The organism is Tahibacter aquaticus (assembly GCF_004363655.1).
In the GTDB taxonomy this organism is placed as follows: Bacteria; Pseudomonadota; Gammaproteobacteria; order Xanthomonadales; family Rhodanobacteraceae; genus Tahibacter; species Tahibacter aquaticus.
This window is the reverse complement of sequence record NZ_SNZH01000019.1, coordinates 102,901-121,885: the sequence shown is the minus strand read 5'-3', so window position 1 is coordinate 121,885 and position 18,985 is coordinate 102,901. Positions and strand designations below refer to the sequence as shown.

Here is an 18,985-nt window from a genome sequence, read left to right as displayed (position 1 = left end):
GCATAGGCAAATTGGCCAAATGATCGCGTTTTGCCGCCGCGCGCAATGTCCATGGCCGGCTGCGATGGCACGACTGGCCAGTTGGAAGCGTCGTCATCTGAATCCCCCTGGTTGCTGATATGCAAAGCGCCCATGGCGTCGGGGGCATTGCCGCGTGGCTTGCAACTGTTGCAAGCGAAGCGGAACTCCCAGCACCGCGGCAGAGCGCAATACCCTGTCGCATGGACGCTATCGGCATAAGGCGGCGGAGATGATCACGGTGCTGTCCGCCCGGTGCGGGCAGTGCAGGGGGCTGTGGGGGCTTAGCCGTTTTTCGCCGGCCCGACAGGGCCTGCGGCATCGTGTCCGCTACGGCCAGGGCGGTGAACGCAGGTATGCTCGCGCCCCATGCCGACCTTGCTCATGAACCTGCGCCAAGTACCTGACGACGAAGCGGACGAAGTCCGCGAGCTGCTCACGCAGAATGCCGTCGCCTTTTTCGAGACACCGCCCAGCCGTTTCGGTATTTCCGCCGGTGGCATCTGGCTGGGCGACGACGCCCAGCGCGAGCAGGCCGTGCAGTTGCTGGCGCAGTATCAGCAGCAGCGCCGTGAAAGCGCCCGCGCCGTGCTGGACGAAGCGCGGCGCGAGGGGCGTCCGACGACGTTCTGGGCGCTGTTACGCAGCGAACCCTTGCGCGTTGTCTCGGCGCTGATTGTGATCGCGACGCTGATCGGCCTGTGCCTGCTGCCGTACTTCCTGCTGCGCGATTGAAACGGGCCGGCAGGTTGGGGTAAGCCGCAGGCGCACCCCAACATCGAGGTATTTCCGCAACAAAAAAGCCCGTGCCGAAGGAAGATCTTCGCCGGCGAAAGTCTGGACCGAGGCAGTGCCGTCGTTCGCGCAAACCCGATCCCAAGCAACGTATCCAGGTGCGAAAGCTGCGCACTGGCCCCGCAGTTGCCGGCATTCCGCTGCAGCGAGCGTGTCGCCGGCAGGGGGGCTTCGACGGTGCAACGCCACGATGCCGGGTGCGCTTGCAGCTTGCCCCAGCCTGCGTTTCCGCACTCGATGGGGCGTGGCTTGTTTTTTCGAGTCTGAAACGACAACCGGGCGCAGAGCGCCCGGTTGTGTAGGTCTGCCAGCTCGGAGGCATTGCGCCTCCGCAGACTCAGAGTGCGGCGTCTTTCAGCTTCTTCAGGGCGCGGGCCTTGATGCGCACGGTTGCCGGCTTGGCCGGGAACCAGCGCTCCACGCCGCTGAACGGGTCTTTGCCGAAGCGCTTCTTCTTTGCTGCCACGGTCTGCGCCGTGACCTTGAGCAGACCCGGCAGGGTGAAGCTGCCGGCGCCCTTCTTGTGGATGGAGCCCAGCATGGTGGCTTCCAGGGCGCCGAGGATGGCTTTCACCGACTTCGGTTCCACGCCGGTCTGTTCGGCAAGGTACTTGGCGAGCTCGGACTTGGTGAAGGTGTCCTTGATCGGCTTCGGTGCGGCGGGCGCGGCGGACTTGGCGGCGCTCTTGGTCTTGCCAGCGGGTGCTGCTTTCGCGGTTGCTGCTTTCTTGGCCATGGGCTTTGGTTCTCGGTGACGGATTATTCGCCCGCGCGGTCATCGGCGAGCGGCCTGTTCTCGGCGGCGACACTTTACTGCATCAGGAGCCTGCGAAATAAGGGGTTTTTACGCATTCGACCGCATATGACCGCGTATTGATGCAGTGTTCACGCGGCGTGTTGCGCTGCAACCGCAGGAAAACGCCGTTTCGAGTATCTTCGGCGGTCCGTCGCCGCGGCGGCCGGCACGGGTTGTGCAATGGTCTGTCTTCCCGGAAAGCGGCAGAAATTGTAGAAAATTAACAATTGCCGCACTCGGTCCGGGCGTATCGGCTGGCGGTTTTCGTCTGCCAGGCCGACCAGCATCAGGTCGCCGCCGCGCAAGCGGTGGAATTCGCCGAAACGCGCCTTGCTCCAGTGCTGTGCCTTGCCGGGGCGGATGCGCCGGCTTTCGTTCACCAAGATATGCCGCTGGCCTCCGCGTGTCAGCGGCAGCAGGGTTTCGCCGTCAGCCAGCCATTCGGTCAGGCTGAAGTAGCGCAAGGGTTGTGCAATGTTGTCGTCGTTCAGCTGCACCACCAGAGCCCTGCTCGGTGGCAGGCCGCTAGTGCGTTGGATGCTGCCGAGAAGATCGAGCGGCAGCTGATCTGCTGCGCCGGCAAGGGCGACAGTTGCGCCTGCAGCGGCACGAACAGGGGCTGGCCGGTGCGGATCAGGTATTCGTTGTGCAGCACCATGGCATTGACCGCGAGCAGCACGGCGGCGATAGCGCCGGCCAAGAGCCAGGCGCGACAGCGGGGCAGCGCGGTCGCGCTCGCTGCGCCTTGCGTCCAACTGGCCGATGGCGCGCCGTTGCGGTGCAGCGCAAGTCAGCTCAGTGCCGCCAGCGCACAGGCAGCACGATCAGCAGCAGCGCCTTGAAAGCGAGCGTATACGGCCTATTCCAGGCGCGACGGCGCTTTTTCCACGCGGCCGTCCTTGATCACCCAGTCCACCTGCTTGAGCCGGCGCACGTCCTGCAGCGGGTCGCCTTGCACGGCGATGAGATCGGCGCGCTTGCCCGGCTCAAGACTGCCGATTTCGGCGGACAGGCCGAGCAGGTCGGCGGCGTTGACCGTCGCGGCGCGAATCGCCTGCACGGGCGTGAGGCCGTATTCCACCAGTAGCTCGAACTCGTCGGCATTGCGTCCGTGCAGGCTGACGCCGGCATCGGTGCCGAAGGCGATGGGAATGCCGGCGGGCACGGCCTGGCGCAGCGACTTGCCGGTGATGCCGATGCGCCATTCGATCTTGGCGCGTACGTCGCCGCGATAGGCATCGGGGTTGGCGGCGAGGCGTTCCTTGTAGCCGTTGACGGTGGACAGGGTCGGCACGTAGTAGGCCTTGCTGTTTTTCCAGGCAGCCAGGGTGGTGGTGTCGAGCAAGGTGCCATGTTCGATGGAGTCGGCGCCGGCGCGCAGGGCCAGCACGATGCCATCGGCGCCGTGTGCGTGCACGGCGACTTTCTTTCCGTAGAGATGCGCGGTATCGACGATGGCGCGTGCCTCGTCCTCGAACATCTGCTGGCCCAGGCCGGCACCGATGCGGCTGTTGACGCCGCCTGTGGTGGCCATCTTGATCACATCGGCGCCGCGCGCCACCTGATCGCGCACGGCGCGGCGGCAGTCGTCCGCACCGTTGCAGGTATTGCCGTCGCGGCGGATGACTTCGTGCAGTTCCTCGCGATAGCCCAGGGTGCCGTCCATGTGTCCGGCGCTGGTGGAAATGGCGCGGCCCGCATCGACGATGCGCGGGCCGGGCAGCTTGCCCGCGGCAACGGCATCGCGCAGGGCCAGGGTGACACCTTCGCGGTCGCCGAGATTGCGCACCGTGGTGAAGCCGGCGGCGAGGGTCTTGCGGGCATTCACCGCCGCCTCGTAGGCCGCGGCGGCGGTGCTGCGCGTCACCGCGTCGAGCTGGGCTTCGATGCCGGCCTTGTCCGAGGTCAGGTGGACATGGCTGTCGATCAGCCCGGGCAGCACGAAGCGGTTGCGCAGATCGATCACCCGCGTAGCCGGTGGTGCTTCGCTGAAGGCGCTGGCATCGAGCAGGCCGTCGCGCACGGCACTGATACGGCCCTGGCGAATCAGCAGCGTGGCGTTGTTGCGCGGCGCCTGGCCCGGCCGGTCGAGCAGCTGTCCGGCCTGTACGATCAGCCAGTCTGCGGCATTGTCCCGTGCCGGGGACTGGGCCAGTGCGGCGGGAGCCAGGACGAGCAGACAGGACAGCGCGACGACAGGGATACGCATGGCAGGCCACGGCAGGTGAGTAGCGCCCAGCATAGCCGAGCGCGGCGGCGGTTTTCCTGACCGTTCGACCGGGCGGTGTTCTGGCTAAACTCGGCTGCCCTGACAACGGACCTCAATCTCATGCTGCGAGCACTGCCGCTGCTGGCCCTGGCCACGGCCCTGATGGCTGTCACTGCAACTGCACCGGCGCAGGATGCGTTCGACAATCCTGCCTGCGAAGCCTTGTCCACGGCGGCGATTCCGCCGGGCGACGAACCCGATGCGGCCACGCGCACGCGCCTGTCCGCCTGCGATTCGGAAAACCTCTACTACGCCGACGGCGACAAGCCCGACTACAAAGAAGCGCGCCTGTGCGCCTATATCGAGCGCGGCAAGGGCAACGAGGTCATGTTTGGCGGCTCGGCCGTGCTGATGATGATCTACGCCAACGGCTACGGCGTGAAGCGCAATGTGGAATTGGCAAAGAAGTTCGCCTGCGAAGTGCAGGGCGCACCGGCCGAGCTGGACGGACGGCTGCAGCACCTGGACGCGATGGCCAAGGAAGCCAGTCCGCAGCCGCTGGATCTGTGCGACGACATCACCAGCGGCTACATGATGGGCTTCTGCGCCGACCGCGGCGCGCAGTCGGCCAAGGTCGACCGCGACCAGCGCGTGGCGGCCTTGAGCAAGGGCTGGAGCGATGCCGACCGCGCCGCCTTCGCCCGGCTGCGCGCCGCGGCCGACAGCTATTTCGATGCTGTGGTCGACGGCGAAGTGGACATGAGCGGCACGGCCCGCGGCGCCCTGGCCGTAGGTGCGCGGGAAGAACTGGAAAGCAAGCTGGTGGAAAGCCTGCAGGCCTTCGAGCAGGGCAAGCTGCCGCGGGGCGGCGCGCAGGAGCTGGCCTCGGCGGACAAGTCGCTGAATGCCAGCTACGCCAAGGCGATGAAGGCGGCCAAGCCGATCGAGGGCGAAAGTTTCAGCAATCTCGGCACGGTCACGCCCGACGGTATCCGCGCGGCCGAACGCGCCTGGATCAAATACCGCGATGCGTGGGTGGCGTTCGGTGCGCACAAATACCCCGCCGTGCCGGCGGATGCCTGGCGCACCAGTTTCACGCGGGAGCGGGATGAGGCGTTGAAGCTGTTGGCGGGGGAGGGCGAGTAGGGCGGATTGTCGGTCACGTTGCCGGATTGCCGGGTGGACGATCTGTTCGCGAAAACGGCGTGATATGCCAGCCTGCAAGGCCTGCTCCCTCACCCCAGCCCTCTCCCCCGACAGCTGTCGGGGGAGAGGGAGCTACCTTGCAATTTTTTAAATATTTCGCTTTTGTAATTTGTGCCAGGGAGCCGGTGACGCGAAGTCCGCTGCGCATTGGCCCTCACCCTCAAGCTTTTCATGGGGTGAGGAGGCGACGCTCAGAGCCGACAGGCTCTGTCGCCTCCGAATGCCCGACGGGCCGGGGGCTGGGTGGGGATGGTTTTTGCCGAATCCGACCAGCTGCCCCGTGGCTCACGCCGACGGTTCCGCTGCAGGATCCTCCCCGCGCGCCACCACACTCGTCGCCGCCAGGTCTGCCGTGACGTTACCGACTGTGGCGAAAATATCCGGCACCAGTTCCACCGCGAGCAGCAAACCCATGGGCTCGATCGGCAGCCCCAGCGACTGCACTACCGGCAGGTTGGTGCCCATGAAGGTGGCCTGGCCGGGCAGGCCGGCGGAACCGACGCTGATCGCCACCGCCAGCAGTACGGCGAAGCCCCATTGCAGGGTGGGGATGTCAATGCCGTAGGCCCAGGCGATGAATGCACTGACACCGATGTATTGCACCGGGCTGGCGATGCGGAACAGCGACACTGCCAGCGGCAATACCAGCGCACTGACCGGTGCGGAATAGCCCAGCCGCTGCGCGCTTTGCAGCATGGCAGGCAGCGAGGCCAGCGACGACTGCGTGCTCGCTGCCACGGCCTGCGCCGGCGCGACGGCCGTGGCGAAGCGGCCCAGCGATTCGCGCCCGAACAGCACGGCGACGGCGTACATCAGCAGCGCAATCGATGCATACAGCGTGCATTGCAGCGCGATGTACCAGCCCAGCACCTGCAGCATGCCGCTGCCGGCCTTGGCGCTGACCGGCAGGATCAGCGCGAACACGCCCAGCGGTGCAGCCCACAGCACCCAGCCGACGATGACGGTCATGGTGTCGGCGATGGCCTGGAAGCATTCGATCAGGCGCTGGCGCCGCAGGTTCTCGATGCGCGTCAGCGCGAAGGCGAACAGCAGGGTGAACACGACCAGCGGCACGATGGCGCCCTGCGCCGCGGCGGCAATCGCATTGGTCGGAACGATGCCGGCGAACCAGTCGGCCAGGCTGGCCGGGGCCGCTGCGGCGACCGGCGTGCCCGTGGCTGCGCGCAGCGTTTCGACCAGCGCGGCGTCGCGCGGCAGCAGGGCGAGGAATGCCGGCGCAAACACTGCGGCGAAAATAGCGCCGAAGAACAGCAAGGCGACGATGCACAGTACGGCGCGCCGTGCCACGCGGCCCGAGGCTGCTGCGTCGCGGGTGAGGTTCACCCCCACGATCAGCAGCGACACCACCAGCGGCACTATGGTCATCTGCAAGGCATTCAGCCAGAGCCGTCCCAGCGGCTGCAGCACGTTCGACAGCGTTGCTGCCGCTGGCGGCGCGTAGTGGGCGAGGATCAGTCCCAGTGCGGTTCCGAGCAGCAGGGCAAGCAGCACGCGCATTGCGCTAGTCATTGAAGCGTTCCTTGAGCCGCGTTTCGCAGGATGCAATGAGCGCAGCGAATTGCACCGTCGAGGTGTCATATCCTGGCGAAACCTGGCGGTGTGGCGGAAGGGCTTTGCGGTGCAATTCGCTGCGTTCATCGCACCGTACGTGAAGCATGCCGGTGCAAGCGCTCATTGCTGCCTGTCCCATGCAGGCAGCGCCCAGTCTGTTTTCAGGTGCTGGTATTCGGCCCGCGGCAACAGCACGAACAGCGGCTTGCGCGCCGGATCGAGCCAGGCCAGCACGGCCTGCATCTGCGCCTCGTCCATCGCGGTACAGCCCGAGGTCGGCTCGCCTGGACTGCGCCACAGGTGCGCGAAGATGCAACTGCCGCCGCCGGCAACGTGCTGTGCATTGTGCAGAATGACAAAGCCGGCTTTGTAGCGAACGTCGCCGTCCACATGGATGTCGCGGCGCATAGGCTCGGTGCTGCCGGCAATGGCGGCTTCGCCGACGACGCGGGTATCGACGATCTGGTTGTACAGCGGCGATGCCGCCACGTCGATGCAATAGTGGCTGGCCTGCATGGGCGTATACGGCATCGCGGTGCGCAGGCTGTCGGCATAGCCGAAGGCTTCGCCCAGATGAAACGCGCCGGCCGGACTGCGGCCATCGCCTTCCTGTTTCTGCGGCCCTGCGTGGGTGCCATGCAGGCCCAGGCCCCAGGCGGAGCCGGCGCGGCCTATGGTCACCGGCACGCTGTCGCCGGTTCTCTTCCAGGTGCTTTTGCCGTTGTCGCGGACGAAGCGGCGCAGTTCGCCCCGGTCGGCATTCCAGTCGGGCGTCACGACCAGCACCAGCTGGCGCGCATCGCGCCAGGCGTCGGCCTCGGTCGTTGTGTTCGCGCCAACGCAGGTACTCGTCAAGGCAATTGTGGCGACAACGCCGGCCAGGCGGGCAATTGCAGTGCCGCAACGGCGTGGCAGCAGGGCGGGCATGGGCAGTCCTCGGTCAGGGGTCGAGCAGCTGGCGCAGGCGTTCCACATTGGCCTGCAGGTGCACCAGGCGTTCGCCGTGGCGTTCGCACAAGGCAAGAAACAGAACATCGAGCAGGTGCTGCAGCGCCGCGCGGTACAGCAGCGGTTCGATTTCGGCGCGTTCGTCGTGGGCCGATACCAGCAGGCTCTGGTCGGCATGCGCGCGCAGCACGTTGGCGGTATGCCGTGTGATCGATACGACCTTGCCGCCGCGCGCGCGCAAATCGCGGCTGACCTGGGCCAGCGCGGGCTGCTTGCCGTGTTCGGAAAACACCAGCATCACGTCGTTATGGCAGGCGCCGGCCAGCGCCGTCGACAGCAGTACCGGATCGCCGTGATGCACGCAGTGCAGGCCCAGCAGCGACAGGCGCAGGGCGAACGACTGGGCCTGGATACCGTCTTCGCCCAGGCCGCTGACAACCAGTTTCGGCGCGGCGGCGATCATGGCGGCAATGGCTTCGAGCTGCGCCGGTGCGTTGATCAGCCGCGTTTCCTTTTCCGCATCCATCTTGCGCCGCCACAGGCTGTCGGCCAGCGCGGCATAGGGATGGGCGAGCAGGCCTTCGGCCTGGCCGGCGTTTTCGATCGCGCGGTGATGGGCGACCGATTCGCCGATCGAGAACTTCAGGTCGGGATAGCCCTTGAACCCCAGCTTCTGGCTGAATTTCACCACGCTGGACTGGCTGATCTTCAAGGCATTGGCCAGCTGCTGCGAGGAGTAGTCGCGCAGCAGGTGAGCATTGTCGAGCAGGAAGTCGGCGATGCGGCGCTCGATCGCCGACATCTGGTCGCGTTCGGCGCGGATGCGGACCAGCGGCGACAGGGCGTTCAATCGGCCAGCGGCTCCAGCCCGCGGATTTCGCGAATGCCCAGGCCGGGCGCATCGGTGACGGAGATTTCCGAGTCGTTGAAGATCACGCCGCCGTCGACCGGATTGAACAGGCACAGCGACGGGCCATCGAGATCGACCTTGGTGATGACATTCGACTTGGCCACGGCGACATGGACGGCGGCCGAGACGCTGATGCTGGTTTCTATCATGCAGCCGATCATGCACTCGACGCCGTACAGCGCGGCAATGTCGGCGATGCGGATGGCATTGGAAATGCCGCCGGTCTTCATCAGCTTGATATTGATGATGTCGGCCGCGCGCATCTTGATCAGTTCGATCACTTCGATCGGGCCGAACACGCTTTCATCGGCCATGATCGGCGTGTGTACGCGGTCGGTCACGTATTTGAGGCCTTCCAGGTCCTGCGCCTTGACCGGCTGCTCGACCAGTTCCAGGTGTACGCCGGCGTCTTCCAGCGCCTGTATCGCGTACACCGCCTGCTTGGCGCTCCAGCCCTGGTTGGCGTCCAGGCGCAGCAGGGCGCGGCCTTCGACCGCGGCGTAGATCGCCTTGGTGCGCTCGATGTCGACGCCGATGTCCTTGCCTACCTTGATTTTCAGCGATTCGAAACCGCGTTCTACCGCGGCCAGGGAATCGGCCACCATCTTGTCGATATAGTCCACGCTGATGGTGATGTCGGTGGCGATGACCGGGTCACCGCCGCCGAGCATCTTGTACAACGGGGCGTTGTACAGTTGTCCGAACAGATCGTAGACGGCGATTTCCACCGCGGCCTTGGCGCTGAAGTTCTTCTCCAGCGCGCCCTGGATCAGCTGGGTGATGCGGTTGAGGTTGGCCACTTCGGCGCCGATCAGGCGCGGGAAGATGAACTTGCGGATCGCCTCGACGATGGAACCGTGTGTATCGCCAGTGATCACCGCGGTGGCCGGTGCCTCGCCATAGCCGACATGGCCGGTGTCGGTATGGATGGCGACGACAATGTCTTCCACTGTCTCCACGGTGCGCAGCGCCGTCTTGAACGGCGTCTTCAGCGGCACGCGCAGCATGGACAGGCGGATGTCGGTAATTCTCATGGGCGTCCTTGGAAAAATCTGACCAGTGTCGAGTGTTCGGCGTGTCCGGGCATTTCTCAGGGCGTCCGACAAAATGCAGTGCGATCCGCTGACAGTAGCTTGAAGCCCTCCCCTTCAAGGGGCAGGTTTGGGTGGGGATGGTGTAGTTCGTCGCCGTCCGGTTTTTGCGCAGAATAACGACAATGCCTATTCCACCGTTTTGCCCCGATAGACAAGGCAAACGCTTCAACACGATCCCCACCCAACCCTGTCCTTGAAGGGGAGGGCTTAGTAGCTGTCAAGTCCGCCATTTTGTTGGACGCCCCTGATTCCTAATTCCTGATGCGCTGGATGCTGTAGATGCGATCGACATAACTCGCGCTGCCGCCCAGCAGCGGCGTCAGCGGCGATACCGACACCGCGTTCAGCGTGACGCGCGCGAGCTGGCCATCGGCGGCGCGGTAGCTGAAGCCTGTGGTGTCGTGTATCACGTAGGGTTCGTCGCCGATATGGCCGATGATCATCATCACGTGGCCGGGAATGAACACCAGGTCGCCGGGCTTGAGCTGGCGCAATACCGCCAGGCGCGTGGCATGATCGTCGCCTTCGCCCAGGGCGATGCGGTTCAGTGCTGGACTGGTGCCCATGTCGCCGGTATTGCGCGGAAGGATGACGCCGAAGCTGCGATACACCTCGGCAACGAAGCCGCTGCAGTCGCGGGCATTGTAGGAATGCCCCCAGCCATAGCGTTCGCCGAGGAATTTGAAGCTTTGCCGCAGCAGGTTGGCGCTGTTCAGCGGCAGATAGCGGTCGGCCGTGTCGGCGCTGCGCGGCAGCAGGGCGGGTACGAACTGCAGACGGCCCGCCGCGTTGCGCAGCGGCAGCTCGATCACCTGCGACGCATACGGATGCTGTCCGTTGACCAACTGGTGCGCCGGCCAGCCGGCCAGCAGCGGCACGCGCACGCCCATGTCCAGCTGCAGCGCGGAAACCCCCGGTTGTTCCGGTGTATACACAGTCTGCACGCTGCTGCCGGTCACGACGAGGTACGGCGTCTTGTCGGCATAGCTGAAAATTGCCGATGCATCGCCTTCGGCGACGTGGGCCTTTTCGATCCAGGCGGCGTAGAGCGCACTGAGCACGAACCACCAGCGGCCGTCGCGGCTTTCCTGCAGTATCGCCACGGGTGTGGCGGGAAACAGCGCCGATTCCTGGAAGCGGTCGATGTCGCGTTCCTGCGGCGTGGAGAACACGCGCTGCCGCGTGGGAAAGGCGCGCAGGTCGGCACGCCGCACCACCATGCCGTAGCGCAGCGGAGTGTATGCCGGCAGCGCGGCGCGATTGGTCGCGGCGACCAGGGCATCCAGTTCGTTGCTGCCGATCTCGACACCGTGTTCGTCGTACAGCGGTTTTGGCGGGCGGCGGGAAACGGCATCCATCCACTGTTCGATGCGGGCGCGCTCGATCTGCGCCGGCAATGTCTGCAGGTCGTGCACCGATTTGTCCTGGGCGAACAGCCTGGCGTTCTGCGCGGCGATCGCGTCGCTGTCGAGTGTCAGGCGTGCGGATTGCGCTTGCCGGCGTATCCAGAACGCGGCATCGAGCTGGGCGGCTTCCACGCCGATCACGCCGTGGCCGGGCGGCACCAGCGGCTCGCGCCGCGCCGTGCTGCTGGCACAGGCGGCAAGGACAAGACAGAGCAGGGCGGTGAAATAGGCGCGCATGATTCAACTCGTGACGGGGGCCAGCGCCGACAGCACGCCAGCCATGAACAGGCCTACGCCGGTGCCCAGTACCAGCCCGAGCATGGCCATGAGGACGGCGACCGGCACCAGCGTGGCCGAATACGTGGCTGCCAGCAGCGGTGCGGACGCTACGCCGCCGATCTGCGCCAGCGACGCGATGCCGCACAGCTGCATATCGAAGCGGAACAGGCGCGCCGCCGCAGCCAGCAGGGCGACGTGCACGGCAAGCACGCACAGCCCGCAGAGCACGAACAGCGGTGTCTCGGCGATGCCGGCAAAACTCGATTGCGAGCCAAGCACCGCGACCAGGCAGGCGAGCAGGGCGCCGCCCAGGGCATTCGCACCGGGCAGGCGCGACAGCGGCGTCTGCGCCAGGGCAAGGCCGGCGGCGGTTGCGACCAGCACGGCCCAGGACGTCGTCGTGAGCAGGCCGCCCGCAGGCAGCCAGGCAGCCAGTGCCTGTGCTGCGACACCGACCAGCAGGGCGATGCCCAGCCAGCTCAGAATGTCGCCGGCGTCGGCCGGCTCGTTCGCCCGCGCTGCGGCAGTGACCTGGGCCGGCCGTTCCGCGGCGCGGCTCCAGCGGTTGAAGGCTGCTGCCAGCGGGGCGGAGGAAAAAAGCACAATGACCCAAAGTGAATAACACAGCGCGTCGGCCAGCAGCACCGGCGACAGCGAGCTGTCGCTCAGGCCGGTGGCCTGTTTCACGGCGAGCAGGTTGGCCGAACCGCCGGTCCAGGTGGCCGACAGCGCCGCCAGCATCTGCCAGCCGTCGGCAGGCAGCACGCTGCGGAACAGCAGGAAGCACAGCACGATCGCGGCGAGGATGCTGGCCATGGCGCAGGCGAATACGCCGAGCAGACGCGGGCCCAGGGCCAGGATTGCGCGCAGATCGCACTGGCTCATGAGCAGGAACAGCAGGGCCGGCAGCAGTTGCGCCGTGGCCAGGCCCTGCGCCGCCTTGATCTCGGCCGTGGCCTGCCACAGGCCGGCCACGGCCAGGCTCATGACCAGCAGATAGGTCAGTACGATCGGCGGCAGCAGGCCGAACAGGCGCCAGCGAAAGCGCCGCTCCAGCGCCGGGAAAACGCCGGCGGCGAGCAGCATCATCGCCAGGTAAGGCCAGACCGTCTGGATCATGCGTCCCCACAGCCCACTGCAGGGCCCCTGTATCGTGTTGCGAATATCTGCTTCGCTGTCAAAAAGTGTCAAGAATAATTTATTGACCACCTGTTTCGCCCATGTTACACAGCCGTCTGGGGTCACGAACGCGGGGGCGGCAGCGGCGTGAAGGCAATGGCGAAACGATCGATCCTCGCGCCGCTGGGGGCTGCGCTCTGCGCCGCGGCGCTGGCCGTGCAGCTGCCTGCGGCGACGTCGGCCGGCAGCGATCTGGCGGATGTCGTTGCCCTCGTCGATGCAGGTAATTTCCGCGCTGCCGAAAGCGCCATCGCCACGGCGCTGCAGCGGCGTTCCGCGGACGCTGCCGAGCGCCAAGCCTGGCACTTCGAACGCGAACGCATGCGCCGCATCCGCCTGGATTTCCCGCTGAGCCGCAGCGAGATGGAAGCGCAGCTACGCAAGGCCGTGCCGGATCTGCGCGCCGACGAACTCGCTGCCTGGGACCAGCCGCGATTGCTGGAACAACTGCGCATCGACGGCGAGCGGCGCTATTTCAAGTCGGCGGTGAACAACCTGTTCCGCATCGATGCGGCCGCGGCGGCGCGCCGCGCCACGCCGCTGAAGCCGTCCGACGGGCCGCTGTATCGCCTGTCGCCGTATCACGCCGAAGTGCGCCGGCTGGCCCTGGCGAGCGAACGCCGCAGCGTGGCGCCGCGGCGCGTCCGCGTCAGCTATTCCCTCAGTGTCGATGCCGATGCGGTGCCGGCCGGCGAAACCGTGCGCGCCTGGCTGCCGTTTCCCCGCGTGCTCGCCGGCCAGCAGGAAAACCTGCGCCTGCTGGCCAGCGAACCGGCCCAGGCGCGCATAGCTCCGGAAGCAGCGCTGCAGCGCACGGTATACCTGGAAAAGCCGGCAGTAGCGGGCAAGCCGACGCAGTTTTCCATCGACTACGAACTGGTCACTTATGCCACCTACGTCGCCATCGACGCGCAACAGGTGCAGCCGGCGCGCATTACGCCGGAGCTGGCGCCATTCGTGGCCGAGCGTGCGCCGCATATCGTGTTCAGCCCGGCCTTGCGGCGCTATTCGCGCGAGATCGTCGGTGGCGAGAAGAACCCGTACCGCATTGCGCAAAAACTGTTCGCCGCGGTCGACCGCACGCCCTGGGCGGTGGCGCGGGAATATTCCACACTTTCCAATATCAGCGACTACGCGCTGCACGCCGGCCATGCGGATTGCGGCCAGCAGACCTTGCTGCTGATGGCCTTGTTGCGCCTGAACGGCATTCCGGCGCGCTGGCAGTCGGGCTGGGAGTTCGGCGACGGCGGCTTTGACAGCATGCACGACTGGGGCTGGCTTTACCTGCAGCCCTACGGCTGGGTGCCGATGGACGTGACCCACGGCCAGCTTGCCGCGGCCGATCCGGCGCTGCAGTGGTTCTACCTCGGCGGCCTGGATGGCGACCGCATCGCCTTCAATGACGACTACAGCCGCGAGTTCGTGCCGCCCAAGCAGCACTTCCGTTCCGAGACGGTCGACCTGCAGCGCGGCGAGGTAGAGTGGAAAGGGGGAAATCTGTACTTCGACCAGTGGGACTATCGCTTCAGCTGGCAGGCCTTGCCGCTGCAGGCCGAGGCGCCGCCTCAGGCTGCACTGCCGCCGCCGGCGCTACGCCATTTCCATGCCGGCCTGGAACCGGCCTTCTGAAACCAGCCGTAACGCAAGCAACATGACGGGGAAGGGGTTATGAACAGCAGGACATTGCGTAAAACCGCTTTGTGCATGGCCATGGGCGTCTGCCTGTCATCGATGCTGCCGCTGGCGCAGGCGGCGTCCAATGACGGCGCACTGGTCGGCCGGCTGGTCGCCGGCGGCGGCCAGTCCGTCGCCGGTGCGCAGATCACGGTGCGCAACAGCGAAACCGGCCTGACCCGCAGCGTGCGCGCCGACGCCGACGGCGGCTACCGCTTTCCGTTCCTGCCCATCGGCAACTACACGGTCGAAGTGAGCAAGGACGGCTACCAGCCGGCCAGGGCCGACGACGTGCGCGTCAGCCTGGGCAATGCCACCAGCGTGAACATCACGCTGGCAGCGACGGCGACACTGGAAGCGGTGGAAGTGGTCGGCACGACCAGTGGCATGGTCGTCGACGTGACCTCGACCGAGTCGGCCATGAACGTGACCAAGGCCGAGCTCGACCGCCTGCCGGTGGAGCGCAGCGCGCAGGCCGTCGCCCTGCTGGCGCCCGGCGTGACCACCGGCGCATTCGGCGGCATTTCCTTCGGCGGTTCGTCGGTGGCCGAGAACACGGTCTACATCAATGGCCTGAATGTCACCGATTTCTACCGGCGCATCGGGTTTTCCTCGGTGCCGTTTTCGTTCTTCAAGGAATTCCAGGTCAAGACCGGCGGTTATTCGGTCGAATTCGGCCGTACCACCGGCGGCGTTATCAACGCCGTGACCAATTCCGGCAGCAACGAATTCAAATTCGGCACCGAGCTGACCTGGGAGCCGCGCTTCCTGCAGACCGAAGGCAGCGACAAGTACAACCCCGATGGCAGCAAGGTCAGCTACCAGTACGACGAATACGACCGCACCAATCTGAATGCGTATGCCTCGGGCCCGCTGATTCCGGACAAGCTGTTCTTCTACGTCATGTACGAGGCGCGCGACTACAAGGACGTGACTGTCACCAATGACGAAGGCCAGCAGTTCCGCTCGTCCAGCCCCGACGATTTCTGGGGCGCCAAGCTGGACTGGCAGATCAGCGACGGCCATCTGCTGGAGCTGTTCGCGTTCTCGGACAAGAACAGCACTGTGCGCAACGACTATCTGTTCGACGGCCAGAGCGGCCAGCGTGGTGCGTTCACCAATCGCCGCTACACCGACAGCGGCGGCAACAACTACGCGCTGACGTATACGGGCTATCTCAGCGATTCGTTCTCGATGAAGTTCCTTGCCGGCGGCAACGAACGCGACCGCGTGCAGAAAAGCCTCAACGACATCGACTGCAGCCGCATCCGCGACCGACGTTCCGGCGGCGGCGACGTGGGCTGTACCACCAGCGGCCTGATCGAAGAGGGCAAGGACGAGCGCAAGGCCTACCGGCTGGATTTCGAATGGTCGCTGGACGACCACCTGCTGCGCTTCGGCCTTGACCGGGAAGAAAACACCTCCGATAACGTGAGTTTCTATCCCGGCCCCGAGCGGCTGCTGTACGAGATCTTCACCACCTCGCCCGGCGCGACCCTGGCCAATGGCGGCGTCGTGCCCGCCGGCGTGACCGCGTATGTGCGCGGCCGCCAGCAGGAAGTCAGCGGCACTTTCGAAACCCTCAACACGGCTTATTACCTGGAAGACAACTGGTCGATCACGCCGCGCCTGACGCTCAACCTGGGCCTGCGCCTGGAAGGTTTCGACAACAAGAACGGCGAGGGCGACACCTACATCAAGATGGACGACATGCTCGCGCCGCGCCTGGGCCTGTCCTGGGACGTAGGCGGCGACGGCCGCAGCAAGCTGTTCGCCAATGCCGGACGCTATTTCCTGCCGGTGTCGAATATTATCAATGTGAAACAGGCCGGCGCCTTCCTCGACCGGCGCACGTTCTGGGCGTTCAACGGCTTCCAGCCGTTCCAGTACAACGGCCAGACCTACCAGAACCTCGTGCTCGGACCGCAGATCGGGCCGGTCGACGATTCCCAGGGCGACGGCAGCGTCGGCGACCTGCGCGGCGAAGTGGACAAGGACATGGACGCGGTCTACCAAGACGAGTTCATCCTGGGCTTCCAGTCCATGCTCGACGACAAATGGGGCTGGGGCGTGCGCGGCATTCACCGCAAACTGCACAATGCCATCGACGACATGGAGCTGACCTCCAACGGCATACTCTGCGACGGCGAGCCGACCAGCATCGGCTACGTGATGGCCAATCCCGGCCGCGACGTGACCGTGTATACCGATACCAACTGCGACGGCGTCAACGACGGCTATGTCACCATCGATACCTCGCGTCGCGGCTGGGCGCTGTACGACGACGACGGCAACTACATCGGCGAGCGCGGCTATACCGAACCCAAGCGCACCTACAAGGCGCTGGAACTGCAGCTCGACCGCGCATGGGACGGGCTGTGGTCGTTGAACGCCTCGTATACCTTGTCGTACAGCCGCGGCAATGCGGAAGGCCCGGTGAATACCGATACGGGCTTCTCCGATACCGGCCGCACCGAGCATTTCGACGATCCGTATGTCGACCTCAATGCCGAGGGGTCGCTGCCGAACGATCACCGTCACCAGATCAAGCTGCGTGGCGCCTATGCGCTGAGCGACTCCTGGCGCCTGGGCGGTACCTTGACCGCGCTGTCGGGCGCGCCGATCAGTGGCCTGGGCGTAGGCAATCCATTCGACGGCACCAACTACCACAGCTTTTATATCTGCGTGCAGAACTGCACCGCGGACAATCCGTCCGAGCGCGTCTACCGGCTCTCGCCACGCGGTTCCTACGGCCGCATGCCCTGGCGTTACGACGTCGGCGCCAGCATCAGCTATGCGCATTCCTTCGGCGAGGTCGATCTCGGCGTGACGCTGGCGGTATACAACCTGTTCAACGGCACGCGCGTGACCGCGGTCGACCAGGATCTGCAGACCGATATCGGCGACGAACTCAACCCGACCTTCCGCTACGGCACGGACTATCAGTCGCCGCGTTATGCGCAGCTGAAGGTAAAACTGGATTTCTAGCCTGGATGGCCCGGTACGCAGTGCCGGGCCTTCGGTTTACCCTCGGTCGGGAGCCTGTGCCTCCCCCCGAATCCCTCCCGCAGGTATTCTCGACCGAATTTTTTCCATGACGAAGCGAGCCGATGCCATTCGACAAGGCCTTACGCGATCGTGCAGCGGACATTGCGGCAGATGACGGTAGGCGCGCCGCTGCCGCCGGAGCGGGACGGGTGCCTCGGTGGCTGGCCCTGGCGATGCTGGGTACTGCTGTCACGGCGGTCCAGGCACAAGCGGCACCGCCCCCCCCGATAGTGGCGCAGGCGATACCGGCGCAGTCGGCGCTGGATGCCTTGTTCGACCAAACCCTGCAGCGCTATCAGCTGCCCGGTCTTGCAGTTGGCGTGGTGGTGGACGGCAAGGTCGTGTTCCGCCGCACCGCGGGCGAAACGCGGGCCGGCAGCAGGCAGGCGATTACGCCCGATACGCTGTTCAAGATCGCCTCGAACAGCAAGGCCATGACGACGGCACTGCTGGCGCGCCTGGCCGATGCGGGCAAGCTGTCCTGGACCGATCCGGTGTTGCGCCATCTGCCGGGTTTCCGCATGTACGATCCCTGGGTCACGGGGGAAATCCAGCTGCGCGACCTGCTTATCCACAACAGCGGCCTGCGTGCCGGTGCCGGCGACCTGATGCTCTGGCCCGAGCCGAACGCGTTCAGCCGCGCCGACGTGATGGCGGCGCTGGCGCATCTGAAACCGGCCTACAGTTTCCGTTCGCGCTACGACTACGACAACCTGCTGTATATCGTCGCCGGCGAAGTCGCCGCCGCGGCGGGCGGCGCCAGCTACGAGGAACTGCTGCGGCGCGAGGTATTCCAGCCACTGGGCTTGCGCCGCTGCCAGGTCGGCGAGTGGCGGCGCGACGCGGTCGGCAATGTCGCCCAGCCGCATATGCGCAAAGACGGCCGCAACGTGGTGATCCGCGCCGACGGCAAGACCATTCCGGCCGTCGCCTCGGCCGCGGCCGGCGGCATCCGCTGCAGCCTGGACGATATGCTGACCTGGACACGGGCCTGGCTTGACGTCGATACGAAGGCGGCCGACGGTACGACGCCGTGGTTGTCGCGCACGCAGCGCGAGGCGGTGTGGACAGCGCAGATTCCGCTGGGCCTGGGCGCGCGCCAGCGCAGCTGGGACGACGCGCATTTCAGCGCCTACGGCTACGGCTGGCGCCTGTCCGACGTGGACGGCACGCTGAAGGTTTCGCATACCGGCACGCTGGCCGGTATGTATTCGGTGCTGACCTTGCTGCCGCAGAAGAAAGTCGGTTTCGTCGTGCTGATCAACGGCGATGGCGGCGAGGCGCGCACGGTTCTGAACCAAGCCCTGGTCAAGCACTACAGCGCGCCACAGCAGGCGGTCGGCATTGCTTCCCTGGCCGAACAGCTGGCGCAGGAGCGGGGCACCGACACATCCGCCGCCGCTGAAGCCAAACCGCAGCGGACGGCAGTCGGGCCGGACGAGGTGGCGCAATGGAGCGGGATCTACCGCGATGCCTGGTTCGGCGATGTCCGTCTCTGTGCAGCCAAGGGCAAGGTGTATTTCGAGGCCGCCAAGTCGCCGCGGCTGAGCGGACCCGTGCTGCGCCAGGACGGGCGCCTGCTGGTGGACTGGGACGACGATAGCGTCGATGCGGAACCGTGGCTGGATTTCCACGCAGGTGCGGCGGGCGAACCAGATCGACTCACTTTGGAACATGTGGATAAGAACGCAGATTTCAGCTACGACTATCCGGATCTGGCGTTTGTGCGGGTAGGGGATTGTGCCAAGTCGCGGCGGTAGGTTTTGCTTCCGGTCCCTCTCCCCAGGCTCGCTTGCGAGCCTGGGGAGAGGTTAGGTAAGGGGCGGGGCGAAAATCAGATCGGGACGGCTC

At 65.7% G+C, this 18,985-nt stretch carries 15 protein-coding genes; 5 read left to right on the top strand and 10 right to left on the bottom strand.

Annotated features, from left to right (window positions below):
- Positions 1 to 387 precede the first annotated feature (387 nt).
- The gene (locus tag DFR29_RS24655; RefSeq protein ID WP_133821308.1) at positions 388 to 753 is read left to right on the top strand and encodes a DUF6164 family protein; all 366 of its coding nucleotides are present in this window, start codon (positions 388 to 390) and stop codon (positions 751 to 753) included.
- A gap of 397 nt (positions 754 to 1,150) precedes the next feature.
- Here the strand turns inward: DFR29_RS24655 and DFR29_RS24650 are convergent, their stop codons facing one another.
- The 4 genes from DFR29_RS24650 to DFR29_RS24635 all read right to left on the bottom strand — a co-directional run bounded on the left by DFR29_RS24650 (position 1,151) and on the right by DFR29_RS24635 (position 3,818).
- Positions 1,151 to 1,549: an HU family DNA-binding protein gene (locus tag DFR29_RS24650; protein ID WP_133821307.1), complete on the bottom strand. Its 399-nt coding sequence runs from the start codon at positions 1,547 to 1,549 to the stop codon at positions 1,151 to 1,153.
- A gap of 149 nt (positions 1,550 to 1,698) precedes the next feature.
- Positions 1,699 to 2,109 carry a hypothetical protein gene (locus DFR29_RS24645; RefSeq protein WP_133821306.1) on the bottom strand — a complete coding sequence of 137 codons (411 nt, stop codon included), beginning with the start codon at positions 2,107 to 2,109 and terminating at the stop codon, positions 1,699 to 1,701.
- On the bottom strand, positions 2,097 to 2,309 hold the full coding sequence (locus tag DFR29_RS24640; protein WP_133821305.1) for a hypothetical protein: 213 nt from the start codon (positions 2,307 to 2,309) through the stop codon (positions 2,097 to 2,099). The genes DFR29_RS24645 and DFR29_RS24640 overlap by 13 nt, the downstream gene beginning before the upstream one ends.
- A 159-nt stretch (positions 2,310 to 2,468) precedes the next feature.
- Positions 2,469 to 3,818 carry an amidohydrolase family protein gene (locus DFR29_RS24635; RefSeq protein ID WP_133821304.1) on the bottom strand — a complete coding sequence of 450 codons (1,350 nt, stop codon included), beginning with the start codon at positions 3,816 to 3,818 and terminating at the stop codon, positions 2,469 to 2,471.
- Positions 3,819 to 3,938: 120 nt separating this feature from the next.
- On the opposite strand from DFR29_RS24635, the gene DFR29_RS24630 reads away from it, so the two are divergent.
- A complete protein-coding gene (locus DFR29_RS24630) occupies positions 3,939 to 4,964 on the top strand; it encodes a lysozyme inhibitor LprI family protein (RefSeq protein WP_133821303.1) in 1,026 nt (341 codons plus the stop codon).
- 345 nt (positions 4,965 to 5,309) lie between these two features.
- Here the strand turns inward: DFR29_RS24630 and DFR29_RS24625 are convergent, their stop codons facing one another.
- The 6 genes from DFR29_RS24625 to DFR29_RS24600 all read right to left on the bottom strand — a co-directional run bounded on the left by DFR29_RS24625 (position 5,310) and on the right by DFR29_RS24600 (position 12,352).
- Positions 5,310 to 6,554: a dicarboxylate/amino acid:cation symporter gene (locus DFR29_RS24625; RefSeq protein WP_133821302.1), complete on the bottom strand. Its 1,245-nt coding sequence runs from the start codon at positions 6,552 to 6,554 to the stop codon at positions 5,310 to 5,312.
- Between the two features lie 162 nt (positions 6,555 to 6,716).
- Complete coding sequence (locus DFR29_RS24620; protein WP_243746170.1) at positions 6,717 to 7,523, bottom strand: L,D-transpeptidase family protein; 807 nt, start codon at positions 7,521 to 7,523, stop codon at positions 6,717 to 6,719.
- A 13-nt stretch (positions 7,524 to 7,536) separates the two neighbouring features.
- Entirely contained in the window at positions 7,537 to 8,385 is an 849-nt protein-coding gene (locus DFR29_RS24615) for a MurR/RpiR family transcriptional regulator (protein WP_133821319.1), read from the bottom strand.
- Between the two features lie 5 nt (positions 8,386 to 8,390).
- Entirely contained in the window at positions 8,391 to 9,488 is a 1,098-nt protein-coding gene (locus DFR29_RS24610; protein ID WP_133821301.1) for a dipeptide epimerase, read from the bottom strand.
- A 311-nt stretch (positions 9,489 to 9,799) separates the two neighbouring features.
- Positions 9,800 to 11,191, bottom strand: a complete 1,392-nt coding sequence (locus DFR29_RS24605; protein WP_133821300.1) for a C40 family peptidase — start codon at positions 11,189 to 11,191, stop codon at positions 9,800 to 9,802.
- Between the two features lie 3 nt (positions 11,192 to 11,194).
- Positions 11,195 to 12,352 (bottom strand): DUF819 family protein, encoded by a 1,158-nt coding sequence (locus DFR29_RS24600; RefSeq protein WP_133821299.1) that lies wholly within the window; start codon positions 12,350 to 12,352, stop codon positions 11,195 to 11,197.
- Positions 12,353 to 12,508: 156 nt separating this feature from the next.
- On the opposite strand from DFR29_RS24600, the gene DFR29_RS24595 reads away from it, so the two are divergent.
- The 3 genes from DFR29_RS24595 to DFR29_RS24585 all read left to right on the top strand — a co-directional run bounded on the left by DFR29_RS24595 (position 12,509) and on the right by DFR29_RS24585 (position 18,894).
- Positions 12,509 to 14,041: a transglutaminase-like domain-containing protein gene (locus tag DFR29_RS24595; protein WP_133821298.1), complete on the top strand. Its 1,533-nt coding sequence runs from the start codon at positions 12,509 to 12,511 to the stop codon at positions 14,039 to 14,041.
- Positions 14,042 to 14,080: 39 nt separating this feature from the next.
- On the top strand, positions 14,081 to 17,074 hold the full coding sequence (locus DFR29_RS24590; protein ID WP_133821297.1) for a TonB-dependent receptor: 2,994 nt from the start codon (positions 14,081 to 14,083) through the stop codon (positions 17,072 to 17,074).
- Between the two features lie 209 nt (positions 17,075 to 17,283).
- Positions 17,284 to 18,894, top strand: coding sequence for a serine hydrolase (locus DFR29_RS24585; protein ID WP_341829866.1), 1,611 nt, complete (start codon positions 17,284 to 17,286; stop codon positions 18,892 to 18,894).
- Positions 18,895 to 18,985: the final 91 nt, after the last annotated feature.

Excerpts from the sequence above, each read along its gene's own strand:
- DFR29_RS24655 (WP_133821308.1), top strand. The coding sequence starts at position 388 with ATGCCGACCTTGCTCATGAACCTGCGCCAAGTACCTGACGACGAAGCG.
- DFR29_RS24650 (WP_133821307.1), bottom strand. The coding sequence starts at position 1,549 with ATGGCCAAGAAAGCAGCAACCGCGAAAGCAGCACCCGCTGGCAAGACC.
- DFR29_RS24635 (WP_133821304.1), bottom strand. The coding sequence starts at position 3,818 with ATGCGTATCCCTGTCGTCGCGCTGTCCTGTCTGCTCGTCCTGGCTCCC.
- DFR29_RS24630 (WP_133821303.1), top strand. The coding sequence starts at position 3,939 with ATGCTGCGAGCACTGCCGCTGCTGGCCCTGGCCACGGCCCTGATGGCT.
- DFR29_RS24625 (WP_133821302.1), bottom strand. The coding sequence starts at position 6,554 with ATGACTAGCGCAATGCGCGTGCTGCTTGCCCTGCTGCTCGGAACCGCA.
- DFR29_RS24620 (WP_243746170.1), bottom strand. The coding sequence starts at position 7,523 with ATGCCCGCCCTGCTGCCACGCCGTTGCGGCACTGCAATTGCCCGCCTG.
- DFR29_RS24610 (WP_133821301.1), bottom strand. The coding sequence starts at position 9,488 with ATGAGAATTACCGACATCCGCCTGTCCATGCTGCGCGTGCCGCTGAAG.
- DFR29_RS24605 (WP_133821300.1), bottom strand. The coding sequence starts at position 11,191 with ATGCGCGCCTATTTCACCGCCCTGCTCTGTCTTGTCCTTGCCGCCTGT.
- DFR29_RS24600 (WP_133821299.1), bottom strand. The coding sequence starts at position 12,352 with ATGATCCAGACGGTCTGGCCTTACCTGGCGATGATGCTGCTCGCCGCC.
- DFR29_RS24595 (WP_133821298.1), top strand. The coding sequence starts at position 12,509 with ATGGCGAAACGATCGATCCTCGCGCCGCTGGGGGCTGCGCTCTGCGCC.
- DFR29_RS24590 (WP_133821297.1), top strand. The coding sequence starts at position 14,081 with ATGAACAGCAGGACATTGCGTAAAACCGCTTTGTGCATGGCCATGGGC.